Here is an 18,007-nt window from a genome sequence, read left to right as displayed (position 1 = left end):
CAGCGCGTCACCCGGCAGCTCGGGACCGCTGACCGAATGGGCCTGAAACAGGATCCTGTCGGCGGGGAAACGGTTGGCCAGAAGGCCCCGCAGCGAGACGCCGGCGGTCTTGCGGATGTGGAGAAAGAAAAAAGGCCTTTCGGCCTCCGTCTCACCCTGGCGCGGAGCCGTCCCTGCAGGGGACGGCTCCGGATGCTTGGACTGGGACATGCGCGAGGAGCTAGCCTCCGGTTTCGGCGCTGATGATATCGCCGAACAGCTCCCATTGGCCAGCCTTGAACCGGATCATCTTGAGCTGCTCGATCGGGGCGAAGTCGTTGGCGCCGGTGTTGATCTTGATGCCGGGGATCAGCGTGTCGGGCGTAAAGTCCTTCAGGCTCGCCGCCTGCTTCATCACGTTCTCCCGCGTCAGCTCGTCGCCGCACTGCTTCAGCGTCTGGACCAGGGTCTGCGCGGCGGCATAGCCGTAGACGAGATTGGTGTCGGAGACGTTGGCGCCCGGCATGTACTTGTCGATGAAGGCGATGAACTTCTTCATGCCTTCATCATTCTTCCACTGCGGATCCGAGGCATCTTTCAGGTAGGTCGCCGACAGGACCCCTTCGGACGCTTCCAGGCCCGCCGGCTGCATGACCGCGCCGATGGAGATCGACACGTCGGTCATCACGTGCATCGGCTTCCATTCCAGCTCGGCGATCTTCTTGATCGCCTGGGCCGCGAATTTCGGCGTCGAGATGTTGACCAGGACGTTGGCGCCGGTGCCCTTCAGTTTCACAATATGGGAATCGATCGAGGGCTCGGTGGTCTCGTAGCTCTCTTCGGCGACGATCAGCGAGGACGCCTTGTCGCCGAAGATCTCCTTGATGCCGGCGACGTAGTCCTTGCCGAAATCGTCATTGGCATAAAAGATCGCGACCTTGGCGTCGGGCTTGGTCTGAAGGATGTACTTGGCGAAGATCCGCGCCTCGACCCGGTAGCTCGGTTGGAAGCCCATCGTCCAGGGGAAGCCCTTGGGGTCGTTCCACTTGCTGGCGCCGGTGGCGAGGAACAGCTGCGGCACCTTCTTGGCGTTGTGATATTTCTGCACGGCGGTCTGGGTGGGCGTGCCCAGCGCGTTGAACACCAGGAACACCTCGTCGCTCTCGATCAGCTTGCGGACCTGCTCCACGGTCTTGGGCGGCGAATAGCCGTCGTCATAGGAGATCCAGTTGATCTTGCGGCCGTTGATGCCGCCCTGGTCGTTGATCATCTTGAGGTAGGCCTCTTCGGTCTTGCCGATGATGCCGTAGGCTGAGGCGGGGCCGGAATAGGCCTCGACATTGCCGATCTTGATCTCGGTGTCGCTGGCGCCGGTGTCGTATTTCTTCTGCGCATAGGCACCTTGAACCGAAAGCAATGTCAGGGCTGTCGCTGCGGCAATCAGGGAGAGTTTCTTGTTTTTCATGGAAATTCCTTGGGTTTCTCGTGGGTGGAGCAGGCACTTCAAAACAAAAGCGCCCGCAAGGGGCGCTTCGATCAGGAATTGGCGACCTTCTTGTCGACTTCCGAGGCTATCGAAAACTCCTTGCGCAAGGTCGGCTTGTGGATCTTGCCGGTCGCGTTGCGCGGCAGCGCCGTGACGAAGCGGATCTGCCGTGGGCATTTGAAGCGCGCGAGATTGGCCGCGCAGTGCGCGAAGACATCGGCTTCGGTCAGCAACTGGCCCTGCTTGACCGCGACGATGGCGAGGCCCACTTCGCCCCATTGCGCGTCGGGGACGCCGATCACGGCGGCCTCGGCAACCGCCGTGAGTTGATGCAGGACGTTCTCGACCTCGGCCGGATAGACGTTCTCGCCGCCGGAGATGTACATGTCCTTCCAGCGGTCGACGATGTAGTAGAAGCCTTCCTCGTCGACGCGCGTCGCATCGCCGGTGTGCAGCCAGCCGTCGGTGAAGGAGGTCTTGTTCGCCTCCGGCCGGTTCCAGTAGCCCGGCGTGATGTTCGGGCCCTTCACCCAGAGCTCACCGAGTTCGCCGACATCGGCATCGCTGCCGTCGGGCCGCACGATTCGCACCTCGGTGTGCAGCACCGGCTTGCCGGCGGAGCCGGCCTTTCGCGCGGCGTCCTCGCGATCGAGCACCAGCACCGCCGGTGAGGTCTCGGTCATGCCATAGCCCTGCTGGAGCGCGACGCCACGCGCCTCCCAGACTTTCAGCAGCGGCACCGGCATCGGTGCGCCACCGACACCGCCGACGATCAGCCGCGTCAGGTCGGTCGTTGCGAAGGCGGGATGCTGCGCCATGAACTGGTAGATCGCAGGCACGCCGAAGAACACGTTGATGCCCTGGGCGGGATCGTCGATCAGGCCGAGTGCCGTGCCGGGATCGAAGGCGCGCATGATCATCACGGTGCCGCCGGCATGCAGCACCGGATTGGTGTAGCAGTTGAGCCCGCCGGTGTGAAACAGCGGCAGCACGGTGAGTAGCACCGAGGCAGGCCCGATGCAGGCGGGGCCGCCGAGATTGACGCAATTCCAGAAAGTCATGCCGTGGGTGATGGTCGCGCCCTTCGGATGACCCGTGGTGCCGGATGTGTACATGATGGTCGAGACGTCATCGAGGGTGACTTCCTCGATCCGGTCGAGCGGCTTTGCGGCGGCGATGCCGGCCTCATAGGTTCCGCCGGGACCGAGCAGCAGGCTGGTCGCGATGCCGCAGAGTCTGGCGACGCTCAGCGCCGTCTCGGCGAGATCGGTGTCGTGGATCATCACAACAGGCGCGCAGTCAGCGGTGATGAACTGGAGCTCGGGAACGGTGAGGCGGGTGTTCAGCGGCACGAAGATCGCACCCAGCCGCCCGCAGGCGAACTGCACCTCCAGCGTATCGGTCGTGTTCAGCGCCAGCACCGCGACGCGGTCGCCGCGCGCGACCTTCAGCGTGTGCCGCAGGAATGAAGCAAGGCGCGAGACGCGGGCGTCGAGATGCGAATAGGAAAAGCGGCGGTCGCCGGCGAGGTCGATGACCGCAACCTTGTTCGGCGTGCGGCGGCCATGATGCGCGATCCAGTCGTAGTAACGAACGGCCAAAAAACCTCCCTCGGCGGTCTTGTGCCGCCTGCGTTCTTATTGCCGCGCACCATGCCCGGCGTGGCCCTGGGGGGCCAGCCGGAGTTTTGTGCAGCACGTCTTTTTTGATCCGGAGTTGGCCTGCGAGGTGCGAAAATCGTCTTGCGTTGAGTTGCTAGGTCGTGACCTGATCGGGGCGGCTCCATCGGCCAGCCACTCCGCGCAAGTGAGCGGCCGATGTTCCGGCCATGGTGAATGAGAAGAATCGCCATCAGCGAGGCGAAAGCGCAATGAAGAGCCCGTTCTATACCGCCGAGCACGATGCCTTCCGCGACGTGATGCGCCGCTTCGTCGAGAAGGAGATCGCGCCTTTTGCCCATGAATGGGACGAGGCCGGCGAATTCCCCCGCGCGCTCTATCGCAAGGCGGCGGAGATCGGCCTGTTGGGGCTCGGATTTCCCGAGGAATATGGCGGCATCGCCGCCGACCAGTTCATGAAGATCGTGGCGAGCCAGGAGCTGGCGCGGGCCGGTGCCGGCGGGGTCAGCGCGAGCCTGATGAGCCACACCATCGGTTCGCCGCCGATCGCGCGTGCGGCGCGCCCCGAGGTCAAGGCGCGCGTGCTGCCGCAGGTGCTCGCTGGTGAGAAGATCTCCGCGCTCGCCATCACCGAACCGGGTGGCGGTTCGGATGTTGCGGGCCTTCGCACCAGGGCGCGGCGTGACGGCGATCACTACGTCGTGAGCGGCGAGAAGACCTTCATCACCTCGGGCGTGCGCGCGGACTATCTGACCGTTGCAGTGCGCACCGGCGGCGAGGGCGCCGGCGGCGTCAGCCTGCTGCTGATCGAGGGCGACACGCCCGGCCTGTCGCGCACGAGGCTGAAGAAGATGGGCTGGTGGGCGTCCGACACCGCGACGCTGCATTTCGACGACTGCCGCGTGCCGGCCGAAAACCTGATCGGCGAGGAGGGGCAGGGCTTCAAGATCATCATGCAGAACTTCAACAGCGAGCGCATGGGCATGGCGGCGAGCTGCACCGCCTTCGCGCGCGTCTGCCTCGACGAGGCGACTGCCTACGCCAAGGAGCGCAAGACCTTTGGCAAGCCGCTGGCGCAGCACCAGGTCATCCGTCACAAGATCGTCGACATGGCGCAGAAGATCGCGGCGTCGCAGGCGATGCTGGAGATGCTGGCCTGGCGGCTCGGGCAGGGCGAGAGCCCGGTCGCCGAAATCTGCATGATGAAGAACCAGGCGACGCAGACCATGGCCTTCTGCGCATCGGAAGCCGTGCAGATCTTCGGCGGCGCCGGCTTCATGCGCGGCATCAAGGCCGAGCGCATCTACCGCGAGGTCAAGGTCAACGCCATCGGCGGCGGCACCGAGGAGATCATGAAGGATCTGGCCTCGCGGCAGATGGGGCTGTGACGGAATCGTTCACCTCCGGTCATACACGTCCTGAAACAGCAGCATCCGCGCCAGATAGCGCTCGTTGTCGCGCGGAAAGCCGCATTGCGGAGCGAATTCGTCGGCGTCGCGATAGGTGCCGAACAGCCGGTCCCAGATCGGCAGGTCGCCGTAATTGCCGGCGTGAACGTCGAGCTCGTGATGCAGCGAATGCAGCTCTGGGGTCTGGATGAAGTATTTCAGCCAGTGTGGCGATTTGTAGTTGGAGTGGTAGAAGAACTCGCCGATCGCCGCGAAGCTCGCGCACCACATCACGCCGTCCAGCGAGCAGCCCAGCAACGGACAGAGCACGGCGACGGCAAGCGCACTGTCGGCGATGATCTCGACCGGGTGCTTGTAGAACGAGGTGATGGCCTCGACCCGGACCGGCGAGTGATGAACCTGGTGAAACAGCACCCACCATCCATTCAAATGGCGAACCCGGTGCCACCAGTAGAAGAAGAACGTCGCGATCAGCCAGGCGACAAAGCCTTCCAGCACCGGGGGCTGCAATCGATCGAGATTGAACAGCGAGGCACCGTCCGACAGATGACGCCACAGCCTTCCGGTTTCCACCGTGATCCCGATCTGGCACAGCGTGATCAGCAGGGCGCGGCCGTACCAGCCCGGCGCGTTTGGAAGCTCCCGGCCCGGTGCGACCCGCTCCAGGATCATGAAGGCTCCGGCTGACAGCGAGATGAAGAGCGTGGTGAGGGCGATGGTCGTCATGGCGTCACCTTGTGCGGTGAGCCTGCGCTGCGGACGTGACTTGGCCGCGCAGGTTCGCTGCAATGACAGCATCGATGCCGCCATGAGGTCGATGACACGTACGTGCTAGAGAGGGCGTTGAACCTATTTCAGCGCGGCGATGAGCTGGCTGCGCCTGGTGATGCCGAGCCGTTCGTAGATGCCGCGGAAATGATTCCCGACGGTGTTCTCGGAGATTCCGAGCCGCGTCGCGATGGTCTTGTCCGGCAATCCCATCACCGCCAGATCGACCAGTTGCCGCTGCCGCTCCGTGAGCTTCGACAGGTCGAGCGCCGGCTTCGCCACCGCCTCGGTCGCGAGAAACAGCGCATGGAGCACCGGGGCGATCAGATTGAGCGAGGCCCTTGTGCGGGCGGGATGATCGGCGCCGATGCCTGAGAAGCTGATATAGGTTCCGGTATTGGCGAAGGGGTCGATGACGCCGTGAGCGGCGATCGTGCCGAGCGAGAACCGCCGGGTCTCGTCGAGCTCTTGCTTCGTTGCGAAGGGCGGTGGATCGGCCGGGTCGAGGATGAAGGCTGCGCGATTCTGCACCCACCAGGCAAAGCAGCCACGCGCGGTCAGGTCGAAGGCATCATCCAGGCTCGCGATGAAGTCGGGCTCATGGCCCGACGTCACGAGGCTGCGCATCCGGATGCGGCCGCCGGAGAGACGGCCGTAGCTTCCGAGGAAGCGCTCGAACGGGAGGAAGCGGCGCAGCGGTCCCTCCACCCAAGCGAGGATCCGCTCATCCGTCATCGGTCCCGTCGGGACCGCGCTCAGCGCTTCGATCCAGGCTTTCAGGTCCAGGTTCGACGCGTCCGCCGGGGCGTTCGCCTTGCGCTGCTTGGGATTGGCCGTCTTCGCGCCCCGCAACTTGCCGCTCTCGCATGATGCCGGTCCCGCGACGGGCGGCTTTGCTCTATCCTAGGCTGAAACCTGCTTCGCGACCAGCTTGCCCCGCCGCCGGACAGCCACTCCGCGCAAGTGGAGCGTGCCCGTTTTCGGCATCGTCATTCCCACGAGGAGAATTGCGATTCATGCTGTTTACCGCCGACCACGACGAGATCCGCCGGAGCCTGCAAAAGTTCATCGCCAACGAAATCAATCCTCATGTCGATGAATGGGAGAAGGCCGACATCTTCCCGGCGCATGAGCTGTTCAAGAAGATGGGCCGTCTCGGTTTCCTCGGATTGAACAAGCCGGTCGAATTCGGCGGCTCCGGGCTCGACTATTCCTATGCGCTGATGATGGCGGAGGAACTGGGCGCGATCACTTGCGGCGGCGTGCCGATGGCCATCGGCGTGCAGACCGACATGGCGACCCCGGCGCTGGCGCGGTTCGGTTCGGATGAGGTGCGGCGCGAGTTTCTCGGCCCCTCGATCTCTGGCGACTATGTCGCCTGCATCGGCGTCTCCGAGCCCGGCGCGGGTTCGGACGTCGCCTCGATCAAGACCAATGCGCGGTCCGACGGCGACGATTACGTCATCAATGGCGGCAAGATGTGGATCACCAACGGCACTCAGGCCGACTGGATCTGCCTGCTCGCCAACACCGGCGACGGGCCGGTTCACCGCAACAAGTCGCTGATCTGCGTGCCCATGAAGAGCGAGGGTGTCACGGTCGCGCGAAAGCTCGACAAGATGGGCATGCGCTCGTCCGATACCGCGCAGATCTTCTTCGACAATGTCCGTGTGCCCAAGCGCAACCGGATCGGCGAGGAGGGCAAGGGCTTCACCTACCAGATGATCCAGTTCCAGGAAGAGCGGCTGTGGGGCGCGGCGGCCTGCCTGAAGGCGCACGAATACATCATCAACGAGACCATCGAGTATACCCGCAACCGGAAAGCCTTCGGCCAAAGCATCCTCGACAACCAGGTCGTGCACTTCAAGCTCGCGGAGATGCAGACCGAGGTCGAGCTGCTGCGCGCGCTGATCTATCGCGCCGCCGAGCAGCTGGTGGCCGGCGAAGACGTGACGAAGCTCGCGACCATGGCCAAGCTGAAGGCCGGCCGGCTCGGCCGCGAGCTGACCGATGCCTGCTTGCAATATTGGGGCGGAATGGGCTTTACCAACGAGACGCCGGTCAGCCGCGCCTATCGCGACAGCCGCCTGACCTCGATCGGCGGCGGCGCCGACGAGGTCATGCTGATGGTCCTGTGCAAGATGATGGGAACGCTGCCCGGGAGTAGGGGAAACGCCTGATGATCACGCTCTATCACTGCGACGCCGCGCGCTCGTTCCGTCCGCTCTGGATGCTGGAGGAAATGGGGCTGCCGTATGAGTTGAAGATGCTGCCGTTCCCGCCGCGGGTCTTCGCCAAGGAGTATCTTGCGCTCAATCCGCTCGGCACCATTCCCTTCATGGTCGACGGCGAGACAAAGATGACGGAATCCTCTGGCATCTGCCACTATCTCGGCATCAAGCACGGCCCGACGCCGCTGATGGTTGGTCCCGAGGATCCCGCCTATGGCGCGTTCCTGAACTGGATGTATTTCAGCGACGCCACGTTAACCTTCCCGCAAACGCTGGTGCTCCGCTACACCCAGCTCGAGCCCGAGGAGCGCCGCAATCCGCAGGTCGCCACCGACTACGCAAAATGGTTCCTGGGGAGACTGCGCGCCGTCGAGGCAGCGACCGCGAATGCCGAAACCTTGTGCGCCGGCCGCTTTACCGCCGCCGACATCGTGATCGGCTATGCGCTCCGCCTTGCCGACAATATCGGCCTCGCCAAGGACTTCGGGCCAAATGTCGCAGCCTATTGGGCGCGCTTGCAGCAACGCGAGGGGTTCAAGCGGGCGGTCGCGGCAGAGCAACAGGCCGGCGCCGAGCAGAATGTTGCGCCGCGGGTGAGGGCGTAGTGGTCGTCCTGGCGAAAGCCAGGACCTATTACCCCAGGGAGTGGTTTGGCGAGGACTCATGATTGCCAGCTTCGTGCGGCGACTTCTCCCTGGGGTAATGGGTCCTGGATCGGCGCTCCGCTTCGCTGCGCTTGTCCAGGACGACAATTGCTGAAAAGTTCCGGGCTCGTCCTGCGGCCCTCCCGGACTGCCCTTTATTGCGTCCCGTGACAGCGCTATCCCGTCGTGACAGCGCCCAAATTTCCGCTAAGGTGACCCCCGTCCGCAGCGGCCACAGAGCCGCGCGAGGAGGACCCCCAATGGAAGATAACGGTCGCGAATCCGACCATCTGATGCTGATCACGCCGGAGCGGGTGTTTTATGCCGGCCTGCTTGGCCGCCCCCGCAAGCGGACGCCCGGCTGCTGCCATGTCTATGTGGCCGTGAAGGGCAGCCTGCACCTGACCATCGACGACGTCCTCGCCACCGGCGAGCTGTTCGTCACCCTGCCGAACCAGCGGCATTCCATTGCCGGCGACTACCGCACTGCAATCAGCGTGACGCTCGAGCCGGAGAGCATGCCGGATGGCGTGATCGAGGCCCTGGCCGAACGGCTGACCGGACCCGACCGGGCCGTCTATGCCCGAAAGATCCTTGCGGCTTACGCACTGCTGCGCCAGCGCCGCTACGGCGACATCACCACCGCCGAATTCGACGAGATGTGTTTTGGCGAAGCACTGCCGCGCCGTGTGCTCGACCCGCGGGTGATGCGTGCCGTCGCGCGCATCGGTCGCTTCTCCGGCGAGCCGGTGACGGCGGATACATGTGCAGCCGAAGCAGGTCTGTCGGCCTCGCGCTTCCTGCATCTGTTCAAGGAGGAGACCGGCATCTCGTTCCGCTCCTTCCGCGCCTGGAAGCGCGCGCGGCACCTGTTGCACTTCGCCAACCAGGACCTCAACCTCGCCCATCTCGCGCAGGATATCGGCTATCCCGACTCGACGCATTTCAGCCACTCGATCCGCCGCTTCTACGGATTGAAACCGCGCGCGATCTTCGTCGGCTCGCGGGATCTTGCGATTTATCGCAGCACCGAGACGGTGCGGCTGGCGGAAGCGAGCTAGGCTCGCTCTCGTAGGGTGGGCAAAGGCGCTCTTGCGCCGTGCCCACCACCTTTCGGCAATTGGCAAGGATGGTGGGCACGCTTCCGCCTTCGCTCTTCGAGCTACGGCGGACAAGTCGCTTTGCCCACCCTACGATAGCCGTGCCTTCCAGCTTCTCCGCGCAAGAAGCCGCATGTCGCGCGTCACATGATCGCAAGCGTTGAATGATCAACGTGCGAGATATCCAAGTCATGAGCGTCAAGGCATGAGCGACAAGGCCGTCATCACTTGCGCGCTGAACGGCGTGCTCACCGACCCCAAGCAGCACAACGTGCCCGTCACGCCCGAGCAGATGGCGCGCGAGGCCAAGGCTGCGTTCGATGCCGGCGCATCCATCATGCACATCCATCTGCGCCAGCAGGCGCCGGACAAGGGGCACCTGCCGTCCTGGGAGGTCGCGGTCAGCAAGGAGATCCAGCAGGCGATCCGCGAGGCCTGCCCCGGCGTGATCATCAACCACACCTCGGGCGTGTCGGGTCCGAACTACTCTGGCGCACTCGACTGCATCCGTGAGACGAAGCCGGAGATCGCCGCCTGCAACGCCGGCTCGCTGAATTATCTGAAGGTCAAGGCCGACAACACCTGGGCCTGGCCGCCGATGATGTTCGACAACGCGGTCGAGAAGGTGAAGGACTATCTCGACGTCATGAACGCGGTCGGCACCATCCCCGAATTCGAATGCTTCGACGTCGGCATCGTGCGTTGCGTCGGCATGTACCACCAGGTCGGCCTGTACAGGGGCCCGCTCGAATATAACTTCGTGATGGGTGTGGCGTCCGGCATGCCTGCTGATCCCGATCTGCTGCCGATCCTGATCAAGCTGAAGCGCCCCGAGGCGCAATTCCAGGTCACCGCGATCGGCCGCGAAGAGATCTGGCCGTTGCACCAGCGCTGCGCCGAGCTCGGCGGTCATCTCCGTACCGGTCTCGAGGACGCCTTCTATCTCGCCGACGGCAAGAAGGTGACGTCGAACGGCCAGCTGATCGAGGCCATTGCCGCCTGCGCCCGCCGCGCCGGCCGCGAGATCGCGAGCCCCGCCGAGGCACGGAAGATCTTTGGGACGAACAGGTAAGGTATCGCCTCACCCGTCATTGCGAGCGAAGCGAAGCAATCCAGAATCTTTCCGCAGATGCAATCTGGATTGCTTCGTCGCTTCGCTCGCAATGACGAGCAGGATCAAGTCATGTCCATTCTCGAAAACACCATTTCCCCCGGCAGCGCCGCCTATCATGCCAACCGCGACGGCATGCTCGCACTGATCGACCGCATGCGCGCGCTCGAAGAGCGTACGCGTGCGGCATCCGCCGCGGCAAAGGATCGCTTCCACAAGCGCGGCCAGCTTCTGCCGCGCGAGCGCGTCGCGCTGGTGCTCGATCCCGGTGCGCCCTTCATCGAGCTGTCGACGCTGGCCGGCTACATGTTCGACGTATCAGATGCGAACAAGAGCGTGCCCGGCGGCGGCGTCATTGCCGGCATCGGCTTCGTCTCGGGCATCCGCTGCATGGTCAGCGCCAGCGATTCCGGCATCGATGCCGGCGCATTGCAGCCTTACGGCCTCGACAAGACGCTGCGGGTGCAGGAGCTCGCGCTGGAGAACAAGCTGCCTTATGTCCAGCTCGTCGAAAGCGCCGGCGCCAATCTGCTGCGCTACCGCGTCGAGGATTTCGTTCGCGGCGGCAACATCTTTCGCAACCTCGCGCGGCTCTCGGCGGCGGGCTTGCCCGTCGTCACCGTGACGCACGGCTCCTCGACCGCCGGCGGCGCCTATCAGACCGGCCTCTCCGATTACATCGTCATGGTGCGCGGCCGCACCCGCGCCTTCCTCGCGGGGCCACCGCTGCTGAAGGCTGCGACCGGCGAGATCGCCACCGAGGAAGAGCTCGGCGGCGCCGAGATGCATACGCAGGTCTCCGGCCTCGGCGACTATCTCGCCGAGGACGATCGCGACGCGCTGCGCATCGCGCGCGAAATCATGGCGGCGATGGAATGGGAGCGGCCGGGCCGAGCGGCTCCGGGGTTCAAGCCGCCGCGCTACGACCAGGACGAATTGCTCGGCATCATGCCGATGGATCACAAGCGCCCCGTCGACATGAAGCAGGTGATCGCCCGCATCGTCGATGATTCCGATTTCACCGAGATGGCACCGAATTACGGCCCGGCCACCGTTTGCGGCCACGCCCGTATCGAGGGGCAGGCGATCGGCATCATCACCAACAACGGCCCGCTCGATCCGGCCGGCGCCAACAAGGCGACGCATTTCATCCAGGCCTGTTGCCAGACCCGCATGCCGATCCTCTATCTCAACAACACCACCGGCTACATGGTCGGCAAGGCCTATGAAGAAGCCGGCATGATCAAGCACGGCTCGAAGATGATCCAGGCTGTGACATCGGCAACCGTGCCGCAGATCACGATCTATTGCGGCGCCTCCTTCGGCGCCGGCAATTACGGCATGTGCGGGCGCGGCTTCCATCCGCGATTCTGCTTCTCCTGGCCCAACGCCAAGACCGCGGTGATGGGCGGCGAGCAGGCCGCCGAGACCATGGCGATCGTGACGGAAGCCGCCGCCGCGCGGCGCGGCAAGCCGGTCGAGAAGGACAAGCTCGATGCGATGAAGGCGCAGATCGTCGGCGTGTTCGACGGCCAGATGGACGTGTTCTCGACCAGCGCCCGCGTGCTCGACGACGGCGTGATCGATCCGCGCGACACCCGCGCGGTGTTGTCCGAGGTGCTCGCGATCTGCCGCGAGGGCGACGCACGCACACCCCAGCGCATGCAGTTTTCGGTGGCCCGCCCATGAGGAACGGATCAGTGCAGCACCGGCCGTTCTTCAAGGTCCTGGTCGCCAATCGCGGCGAGATTGCGCTGCGGGTGATGCGCAGCGCGCGGCAGCTGGGTTTAAGCGTCGTCGCGGTCTATTCCGACGCAGATCGTGATGCACTCCATGTGAAGCAGGCCGATCAGGCGGTGCGCATCGGCGAAGCCTTGCCGGCGCAATCCTATCTCAATATTCCCGCGATCATTGCTGCGGCCAAGGCGAGCGGCGCGGATGCTGTTCACCCGGGCTACGGCTTCCTCGCCGAGAACGAGGATTTCGCGCAGGCCTGCAAGGATGCCGGCCTCGTCTTCATCGGTCCGTCGCCGCAGGCGATTGAAGCCATGGGCAACAAGGCCGGCGCCAAGGAGATCATGAAGAAGGCCGGCGTTCCTATCGTGCCCGGCTATCAGGGCGCTGAGCAGGGCGACGAAGTCATGCTGGTGGAGGCCAGAAAGATCGGCTTTCCTGTGATGATCAAGGCCGTTGCCGGTGGCGGTGGCCGCGGCATGCGGCTCGTCACCGATGCGGCATCGTTCCCCGACGCGCTGCGCAGTGCGCGGTCGGAGGCAAAGGCGGCGTTCGGCGATCCCACTGTCATCCTCGAACGCGCCATCCAGAATCCGCGCCACATCGAGATCCAGGTGTTCGGGGACAGCCATGGCAACGCCATCCACCTCGGCGAGCGCGACTGCTCGGTGCAGCGGCGGCACCAGAAGCTGATCGAGGAAGCGCCTTCGCCCGCGGTCACGCCCGAGCTGCGTGCGAAAATGGGCGAGGTCGCAGTCGCCGCCGTCAAAGCGCTGCGTTATGAAGGCGCCGGCACGCTGGAATTCCTGCTCGATGCGCGCGGGGAGTTCTACTTCATGGAGATGAACACGCGTCTCCAGGTCGAGCATCCCGTCACCGAGGCCATCACCGGGCTCGATCTGGTCGAGCTGCAACTGCGCGTCGCGCGCGGTGAGCCATTGCCGGTGAAGCAGCAGGATATCCGCTTCGCGGGTCACGCCATCGAGGTGCGGCTCTGCTCGGAGGATGCCGCGCAGGATTTCATCCCGCAGTCCGGCCGCATGGCGCGCTGGCAGGTGCCTGATGGCATCCGCGTCGAGCACGCGCTGCAATCGGGCGCGGAGATTCCACCGTTCTACGATTCCATGATTGCCAAGGTCATCAGCCACGGTGTCACGCGCGAGGAGGCGCGGGCGCGGCTGATCGTCGGCCTGGAGCAGCTCACCGCTTTCGGCGTCACCACCAACCAGGCGTTCCTGATGGCGTGCCTGCGTCATCCCGGCTTTGCCAGGGGCGAGGCGACGACGGCCTTCATCGGTGCGCATCGCGATGAGTTGCTGGCGCCGCGGGCAGACGTAGCATTCGATACGGCGCTGGTGGGCCTGCTGCTCTACGTCACCAATCCGCGCGCGCCGTCATGGCGCAGCGGACGAAGTCTCGCCGCAACATTTCCGTTGCCTGCCAAAATCGAGACCGCCGGCCATGCGCATGAGCTCGAAGTCACCCGCGAACGTGACGGCAGCTACAGCGTCGCTATCGACGGCCGCGAGGACAAGTTCGAGATCGACCATCTCGATGCCGACGCCATCCGCTTCCGCCACGACGGCGTGATGGACAGCGCAAAATTCCTGCGCGACGGCGACCGGCTGTACGTCCAGCATCGTGGCATTCCGCTTGGGATCACCGATCTCACCCTCGCCGCGCCGAAAACGGCTGCGAGCAACGGCGGCGACGGCAAAGTCCGCGCCGCCCTGAACGGCCGCGTCGTCGCTGTTCTGGTCAAGCCCGGCGACCGCGTTGCCGCCGGCCAGCCGGTGCTGACGCTGGAAGCGATGAAGATGGAGCATATCCACAAGGCCGGCATCGACGGTGTGGTCGCCGCGATCGACGTCGCCGAGGGCGAGCAGGTCACGACGGGGCGGATCGTGGCGGAGATCGGGGCGGGGTAGCGCGGCAAACCCGGCTCGTCGTCCCGGCGAAGGCCGGGACCCATACTCCCAGGTGGCGGTTATCGGTCGCACAGGTAACTCCGAGTCTTCGCCAAACGCGATTGCGTGGCTATGGGTCCCGGCCTTCGCCGGGACGACATGGGAGCTATTGGCCCCGTCCCGTCCCCTCATTGAGCAAGCACGCCACCTGGTGCGCAGCGCCGGCGTCGATCAGCGCCGGCCGCTCCGTCCTGCATCGCTCCATCGCAAACCGGCAGCGCGTGTGAAAGGCGCAGCCGGAGGGCGGGTTGACCGGGCTCGGCACGTCGCCGTCGACCAGCGGCGCGAGCTTCTTTGCGAGCGGGTTGGCGACCGGCACGGAGGCGAGCAGGGCCTGCGTGTAGGGATGACGCGGGTTGCGGAACAGCTCGTCCTTGTCGGCGATCTCGACGATGCGGCCGAGATACATCACGGCGACGCGGTGGCTGATATGGGCGACCACGGCGAGGTCGTGCGCGATGAAGAGATAGGAGAATCCGTGCTGCTTTTGCAGGTCGATCAATAAATTGATTACCTGCGCCTGGATCGAGACGTCGAGCGCGGAGACCGGCTCGTCGCAGACGATCAGGCGCGGCCCCAGCGCCAGCGCCCGCGCAATGCAGATGCGCTGGCGCTGGCCGCCGGAGAATTGATGCGGAAAGTTGCGCATCTGGTCGGGGCGCAAGCCGACCTGCTCGAACAGTCTTGCCGTCCGCGCTTCCAGTTCCTTGCCGGTCGCGAGCCCATGCACGGCCAGCGGTTCGCCGACGATGTCGCCGGCGGTCATGCGCGGATTGAGTGAAGCAAACGGATCCTGGAAGACGATCTGCATCGAGCGGCGGTGCGGGCGCAACGCTGCCTTGGACAGATGCGTGATGTCTTCGCCGTCGAGACGGATCTGTCCGGAGGTCGGTTCGACCAGCCGCAGCACGCTGCGTGCCACCGTCGACTTGCCGCAGCCGGATTCGCCGACCAGCCCCAGCGTTTCGCCGACGCCAACCGTGAACGAGACGCCGTCCACCGCATGCACCGTGCCGACCTGCCGGCGCAACACGCCGGCGCGCACCGGATAGTGCTTGGTGAGGTCGGTGATTTCGAGCAGCGCTTCGGTCATGCGACCTCCGCGATGTCAGCCGCGCGCCAGCAGGCGGCGAGATGCCCACCGCCCCAATCCGTGAGCGGCGGATATTCGTCCTGGCAGCGTTTCACCGCGAGCTTGCAGCGCGGCGCGAACGCGCAGCCGGCCGGCAGCCGCACCAGCGACGGCACGGTGCCGGGAATTTCGTTGAGCCGCGGCTGCGTCGCGACGCCGGACGCGGGCACCGACGGAATCGAGGCCATCAGCCCGCGCGTATAGGGATGCTTGGGATCGGCGAACAGCGCCTCGACGCTGGCTTCCTCGACCTTCCGGCCCGCATACATCACGATCACGCGCTGTGCAGTCTGTGCGACGACGCCGAGATCATGCGTGATGAGCACGAGCCCGGTGCCGAGCTCCTTCTGGAGGTCGAGGATCAGCGCCAGAATCTGCGCCTGGATGGTGACATCCAGCGCCGTGGTGGGCTCGTCCGCGATCAGGAGCGCGGGCCGGCAGGCCAGCGCCATCGCGATCATCGCGCGCTGGCGCATGCCGCCGGACAATTGGTGCGGATATTCCCGCGCGCGCCGTGCAGGTTCAGGAATCCGCACCAGCCGCAGCATCTCGACGGCGATGTCGCGCGCCTCCCTGCTGGGCATTGCCCGGTGCAGCCGTACCGCCTCGACGATCTGGTCGCCGATCCGCATCACCGGATTGAGCGACGTCATCGGCTCCTGGAAGATCATGGAGATCCGGTTGCCCCTGACGGCGCGCATCTCTGCTTCATCCAGCGCCAGCAGGTCGGTGCCTTCGAGCGACACGGAGCCGCCGACGATACGGCCGGGTGGCTCGGGCACCAGCCGCATCAGCGACAGCGCGGTGACGCTCTTGCCGCAACCGGACTCGCCGACGATCGCCAGCGTCTCGCCGCGTCTGACGGTGAAGGAGACGTCGTCGACGGCCTTGAAGAGACCGGAGTTCGTGAAGAACACCGTCTTCAGGTTCTTCACCTCGAGCACGAGATCGGATCTATCAGCCATCAGCCGCGCTGCCTGGGATCGAGGATGTCGCGCAGGGCGTCGCCGAACAAATTGGCGCCGAACACGGCGAGGCTGATGGCGATGCCGGGGAAGATCACCAGCCACGGCGCGGTGCGGGCATATTCCGCCGCGGATTCCGACAGCATGCGGCCCCACGACGGATAAGGCTCGGGGATACCGAGGCCGAGGAAGGAGAGCGAGGCCTCGGTCAGGATGGTCGAGCCGAGCTGGGCGGTCGCCAGCACGATCAGCGGCGCCAGCGTGTTGGGCAGCACGTGACGAAGCGCGATGCGGACCTCGCTCATGCCGATCGACTTGGCGGCTTCGACGAAGGGCAGTTCGCGCAGCGCCAGCGTGTTGGCGCGAACGACGCGCGCAACCGTCGGGATCAGCGGAATGGCGATGGCGAGGATGACGTTCGGCAAGGACGGGCCCAGCGCGGCGGTCATGACCAGCGCGAGCACCAGCAGCGGCAGCGCCTGGAGAACGTCGGAGACGCGCTGGAACACCAGATCGACCCAGCCGGCGAGATAGCCGGAGGTGAGGCCGACGATCACGCCGATCGTGCCGCCGAGCGCCGTCGAACCGATCCCGACCGCGAGCGAGATCCGCGCGCCATGAATGATGCGGCTGAACACGTCGCGGCCGAAGGAATCCGTGCCCATCCAGTGTGCCAGGCTCGGGCGCGCCAGCGCACGGGCGGAATCGATCGTCAGGGGATCATAGCGTGCGATGACATCGGCGAAGATCGCCGTGAGAACGAACGCCGCCATGATGACGAGGCCGGCTGCGCCCAGCACGTGGCGCTGCGCCAGGAACAGCACGCGCCGCCAGCCGCCGGTGGCGTGCGCCCCGGCGCGTCTCAGTTCAACGTCATAGTCGATCGCGGCCAAGCGTCTCTCCTAGTCCGTGTACCGGATACGCGGATCGAACACCGCGTACAGCATGTCGACGATGAAATTCGCGCTCACCACCACGACGGCGATCAGCATCACGAGGTTCTGCACGATCGGATAGTCGCGCCAGCGGATCGCCTCGACCAGGAAGCGCGCGACGCCGGGGATGTTGAACACGGTCTCGGTGACGATCAGGCCGCCGATCAGGAACGCCGCCTCGATGCCGATCACGGTGATGACGGGCAGGATCGCGTTCTTCAGCGCATGCTGATAGTTCACCGCGGCGTCGGAGGCGCCCTTGGCGCGCGCGGTTCGGATATAGTCCTGCCGCAGCACCTCCAGCATGGAGGAGCGGGTGATGCGCATGGTCAGCGCCGAACTGCGGAATCCGACCACCATCGCCGGGATGCAATAGGTTGCGAGCGCCTCTGCGAAACTCTGGGGGTTCGGATTGAACAGCGGCATCTGGCCGAACATCGCCACCGACGCCGTGAGGACCAGCAGCCCCAGCCAGAATGACGGCAGCGACAGGCCGGAAAGACTGACGACACGGAGCGCGTAGTCGAGCCGTGTGCCCTGCTTCACCGCGCTGATGACGCCGAGCGGGATGCCGATCGACGCCGAGAACAGCAGCGCCAGGCCCGCGAGCCGCGCCGTGATCGGGATCCGCGGCAGGATCTCCTGAAGCGCCGGTTTCTCCGAGACATAGGAGTAGCCGAAATCGCCGCGCAGGAAGCCGCTGATCCAGTGCCAATATTGCACGATCAGGGGCTGGTCGAGACCGAGCTCCTTTTCCAGGTTGGCCTTGTCGGCGGGGTCGACATAGCCGGCCGCGGCAAACAGGATATCGACGATGTTGCCGGGCACGATGCGCAGCAGGAAGAAGATGACGACCGAGATCCCGAACAGGGTCACGAGCATCAGGAACAGGCGCCGCACCAGATAGGCAAACATCCTTCGCCCTCC

At 65.1% G+C, this 18,007-nt stretch carries 15 protein-coding genes; 7 read left to right on the top strand and 8 right to left on the bottom strand.

Annotated features, from left to right (window positions below):
• Nucleotides 1-220 precede the first annotated feature (220 nt).
• A complete protein-coding gene (locus AC1RUR_RS11220) occupies nucleotides 221-1,444 on the bottom strand; it encodes an ABC transporter substrate-binding protein (protein ID WP_492843774.1) in 1,224 nt (407 codons plus the stop codon).
• A 71-nt stretch (nucleotides 1,445-1,515) separates the two neighbouring features.
• Complete coding sequence (locus AC1RUR_RS11215; protein WP_492843772.1) at nucleotides 1,516-3,066, bottom strand: acyl-CoA synthetase; 1,551 nt, start codon at nucleotides 3,064-3,066, stop codon at nucleotides 1,516-1,518.
• A 269-nt stretch (nucleotides 3,067-3,335) separates the two neighbouring features.
• Here AC1RUR_RS11215 and AC1RUR_RS11210 point away from each other — a divergent pair, with 269 nt between their 5' ends.
• Complete coding sequence (locus tag AC1RUR_RS11210) at nucleotides 3,336-4,472, top strand: acyl-CoA dehydrogenase family protein (protein ID WP_492843770.1); 1,137 nt, start codon at nucleotides 3,336-3,338, stop codon at nucleotides 4,470-4,472.
• Nucleotides 4,473-4,481: 9 nt separating this feature from the next.
• Here the strand turns inward: AC1RUR_RS11210 and AC1RUR_RS11205 are convergent, their stop codons facing one another.
• Both AC1RUR_RS11205 and AC1RUR_RS11200 read right to left on the bottom strand, forming a co-directional pair.
• Entirely contained in the window at nucleotides 4,482-5,219 is a 738-nt protein-coding gene (locus tag AC1RUR_RS11205) for a sterol desaturase family protein (RefSeq protein WP_492843768.1), read from the bottom strand.
• A 123-nt stretch (nucleotides 5,220-5,342) separates the two neighbouring features.
• Nucleotides 5,343-6,113 (bottom strand): helix-turn-helix transcriptional regulator, encoded by a 771-nt coding sequence (locus AC1RUR_RS11200; RefSeq protein ID WP_492843766.1) that lies wholly within the window; start codon nucleotides 6,111-6,113, stop codon nucleotides 5,343-5,345.
• A gap of 164 nt (nucleotides 6,114-6,277) precedes the next feature.
• Here AC1RUR_RS11200 and AC1RUR_RS11195 point away from each other — a divergent pair, with 164 nt between their 5' ends.
• From AC1RUR_RS11195 to AC1RUR_RS11170, 6 genes are all read left to right on the top strand, one after another.
• A complete protein-coding gene (locus AC1RUR_RS11195; protein ID WP_492843764.1) occupies nucleotides 6,278-7,441 on the top strand; it encodes an acyl-CoA dehydrogenase family protein in 1,164 nt (387 codons plus the stop codon).
• On the top strand, nucleotides 7,441-8,097 hold the full coding sequence (locus AC1RUR_RS11190) for a glutathione S-transferase family protein (protein WP_492843762.1): 657 nt from the start codon (nucleotides 7,441-7,443) through the stop codon (nucleotides 8,095-8,097). Before AC1RUR_RS11195 ends, AC1RUR_RS11190 begins: the two co-directional genes overlap by 1 nt.
• A 299-nt stretch (nucleotides 8,098-8,396) precedes the next feature.
• The gene (locus tag AC1RUR_RS11185; protein ID WP_492843760.1) at nucleotides 8,397-9,197 is read left to right on the top strand and encodes a helix-turn-helix domain-containing protein; all 801 of its coding nucleotides are present in this window, start codon (nucleotides 8,397-8,399) and stop codon (nucleotides 9,195-9,197) included.
• A gap of 244 nt (nucleotides 9,198-9,441) precedes the next feature.
• Nucleotides 9,442-10,308, top strand: a complete 867-nt coding sequence (locus tag AC1RUR_RS11180) for a beta-keto acid cleavage family enzyme (protein WP_492843758.1) — start codon at nucleotides 9,442-9,444, stop codon at nucleotides 10,306-10,308.
• Between the two features lie 111 nt (nucleotides 10,309-10,419).
• Entirely contained in the window at nucleotides 10,420-12,036 is a 1,617-nt protein-coding gene (locus AC1RUR_RS11175) for an acyl-CoA carboxylase subunit beta (RefSeq protein WP_492843756.1), read from the top strand.
• Nucleotides 12,033-14,009, top strand: coding sequence for an acetyl/propionyl/methylcrotonyl-CoA carboxylase subunit alpha (locus AC1RUR_RS11170; RefSeq protein WP_492843754.1), 1,977 nt, complete (start codon nucleotides 12,033-12,035; stop codon nucleotides 14,007-14,009). The genes AC1RUR_RS11175 and AC1RUR_RS11170 overlap by 4 nt, the downstream gene beginning before the upstream one ends.
• A 145-nt stretch (nucleotides 14,010-14,154) precedes the next feature.
• Here AC1RUR_RS11170 and AC1RUR_RS11165 read toward each other — a convergent pair whose 3' ends face one another.
• Genes AC1RUR_RS11165 through AC1RUR_RS11150 form a run of 4 tightly spaced genes read right to left on the bottom strand, consistent with a single transcriptional unit; the run spans nucleotide 14,155 to nucleotide 17,995 of the window.
• Nucleotides 14,155-15,141, bottom strand: a complete 987-nt coding sequence (locus AC1RUR_RS11165; protein WP_492843752.1) for an ABC transporter ATP-binding protein — start codon at nucleotides 15,139-15,141, stop codon at nucleotides 14,155-14,157.
• Nucleotides 15,138-16,145 (bottom strand): ABC transporter ATP-binding protein, encoded by a 1,008-nt coding sequence (locus AC1RUR_RS11160; RefSeq protein ID WP_492843750.1) that lies wholly within the window; start codon nucleotides 16,143-16,145, stop codon nucleotides 15,138-15,140. Before AC1RUR_RS11160 ends, AC1RUR_RS11165 begins: the two co-directional genes overlap by 4 nt.
• Nucleotides 16,145-17,038 (bottom strand): ABC transporter permease, encoded by an 894-nt coding sequence (locus tag AC1RUR_RS11155; protein ID WP_492843748.1) that lies wholly within the window; start codon nucleotides 17,036-17,038, stop codon nucleotides 16,145-16,147. Before AC1RUR_RS11155 ends, AC1RUR_RS11160 begins: the two co-directional genes overlap by 1 nt.
• Nucleotides 17,039-17,047: 9 nt before the next feature.
• On the bottom strand, nucleotides 17,048-17,995 hold the full coding sequence (locus AC1RUR_RS11150) for an ABC transporter permease (protein WP_492843746.1): 948 nt from the start codon (nucleotides 17,993-17,995) through the stop codon (nucleotides 17,048-17,050).
• Nucleotides 17,996-18,007: the final 12 nt, after the last annotated feature.

The sequence above is a fragment of the Bradyrhizobium sp. GW821-FHT12B03 genome (genome assembly GCF_058807535.1).
The sequence above is the reverse complement of the archived record's forward strand: the minus strand, read 5'-3'. Positions and strand labels throughout refer to the sequence as shown.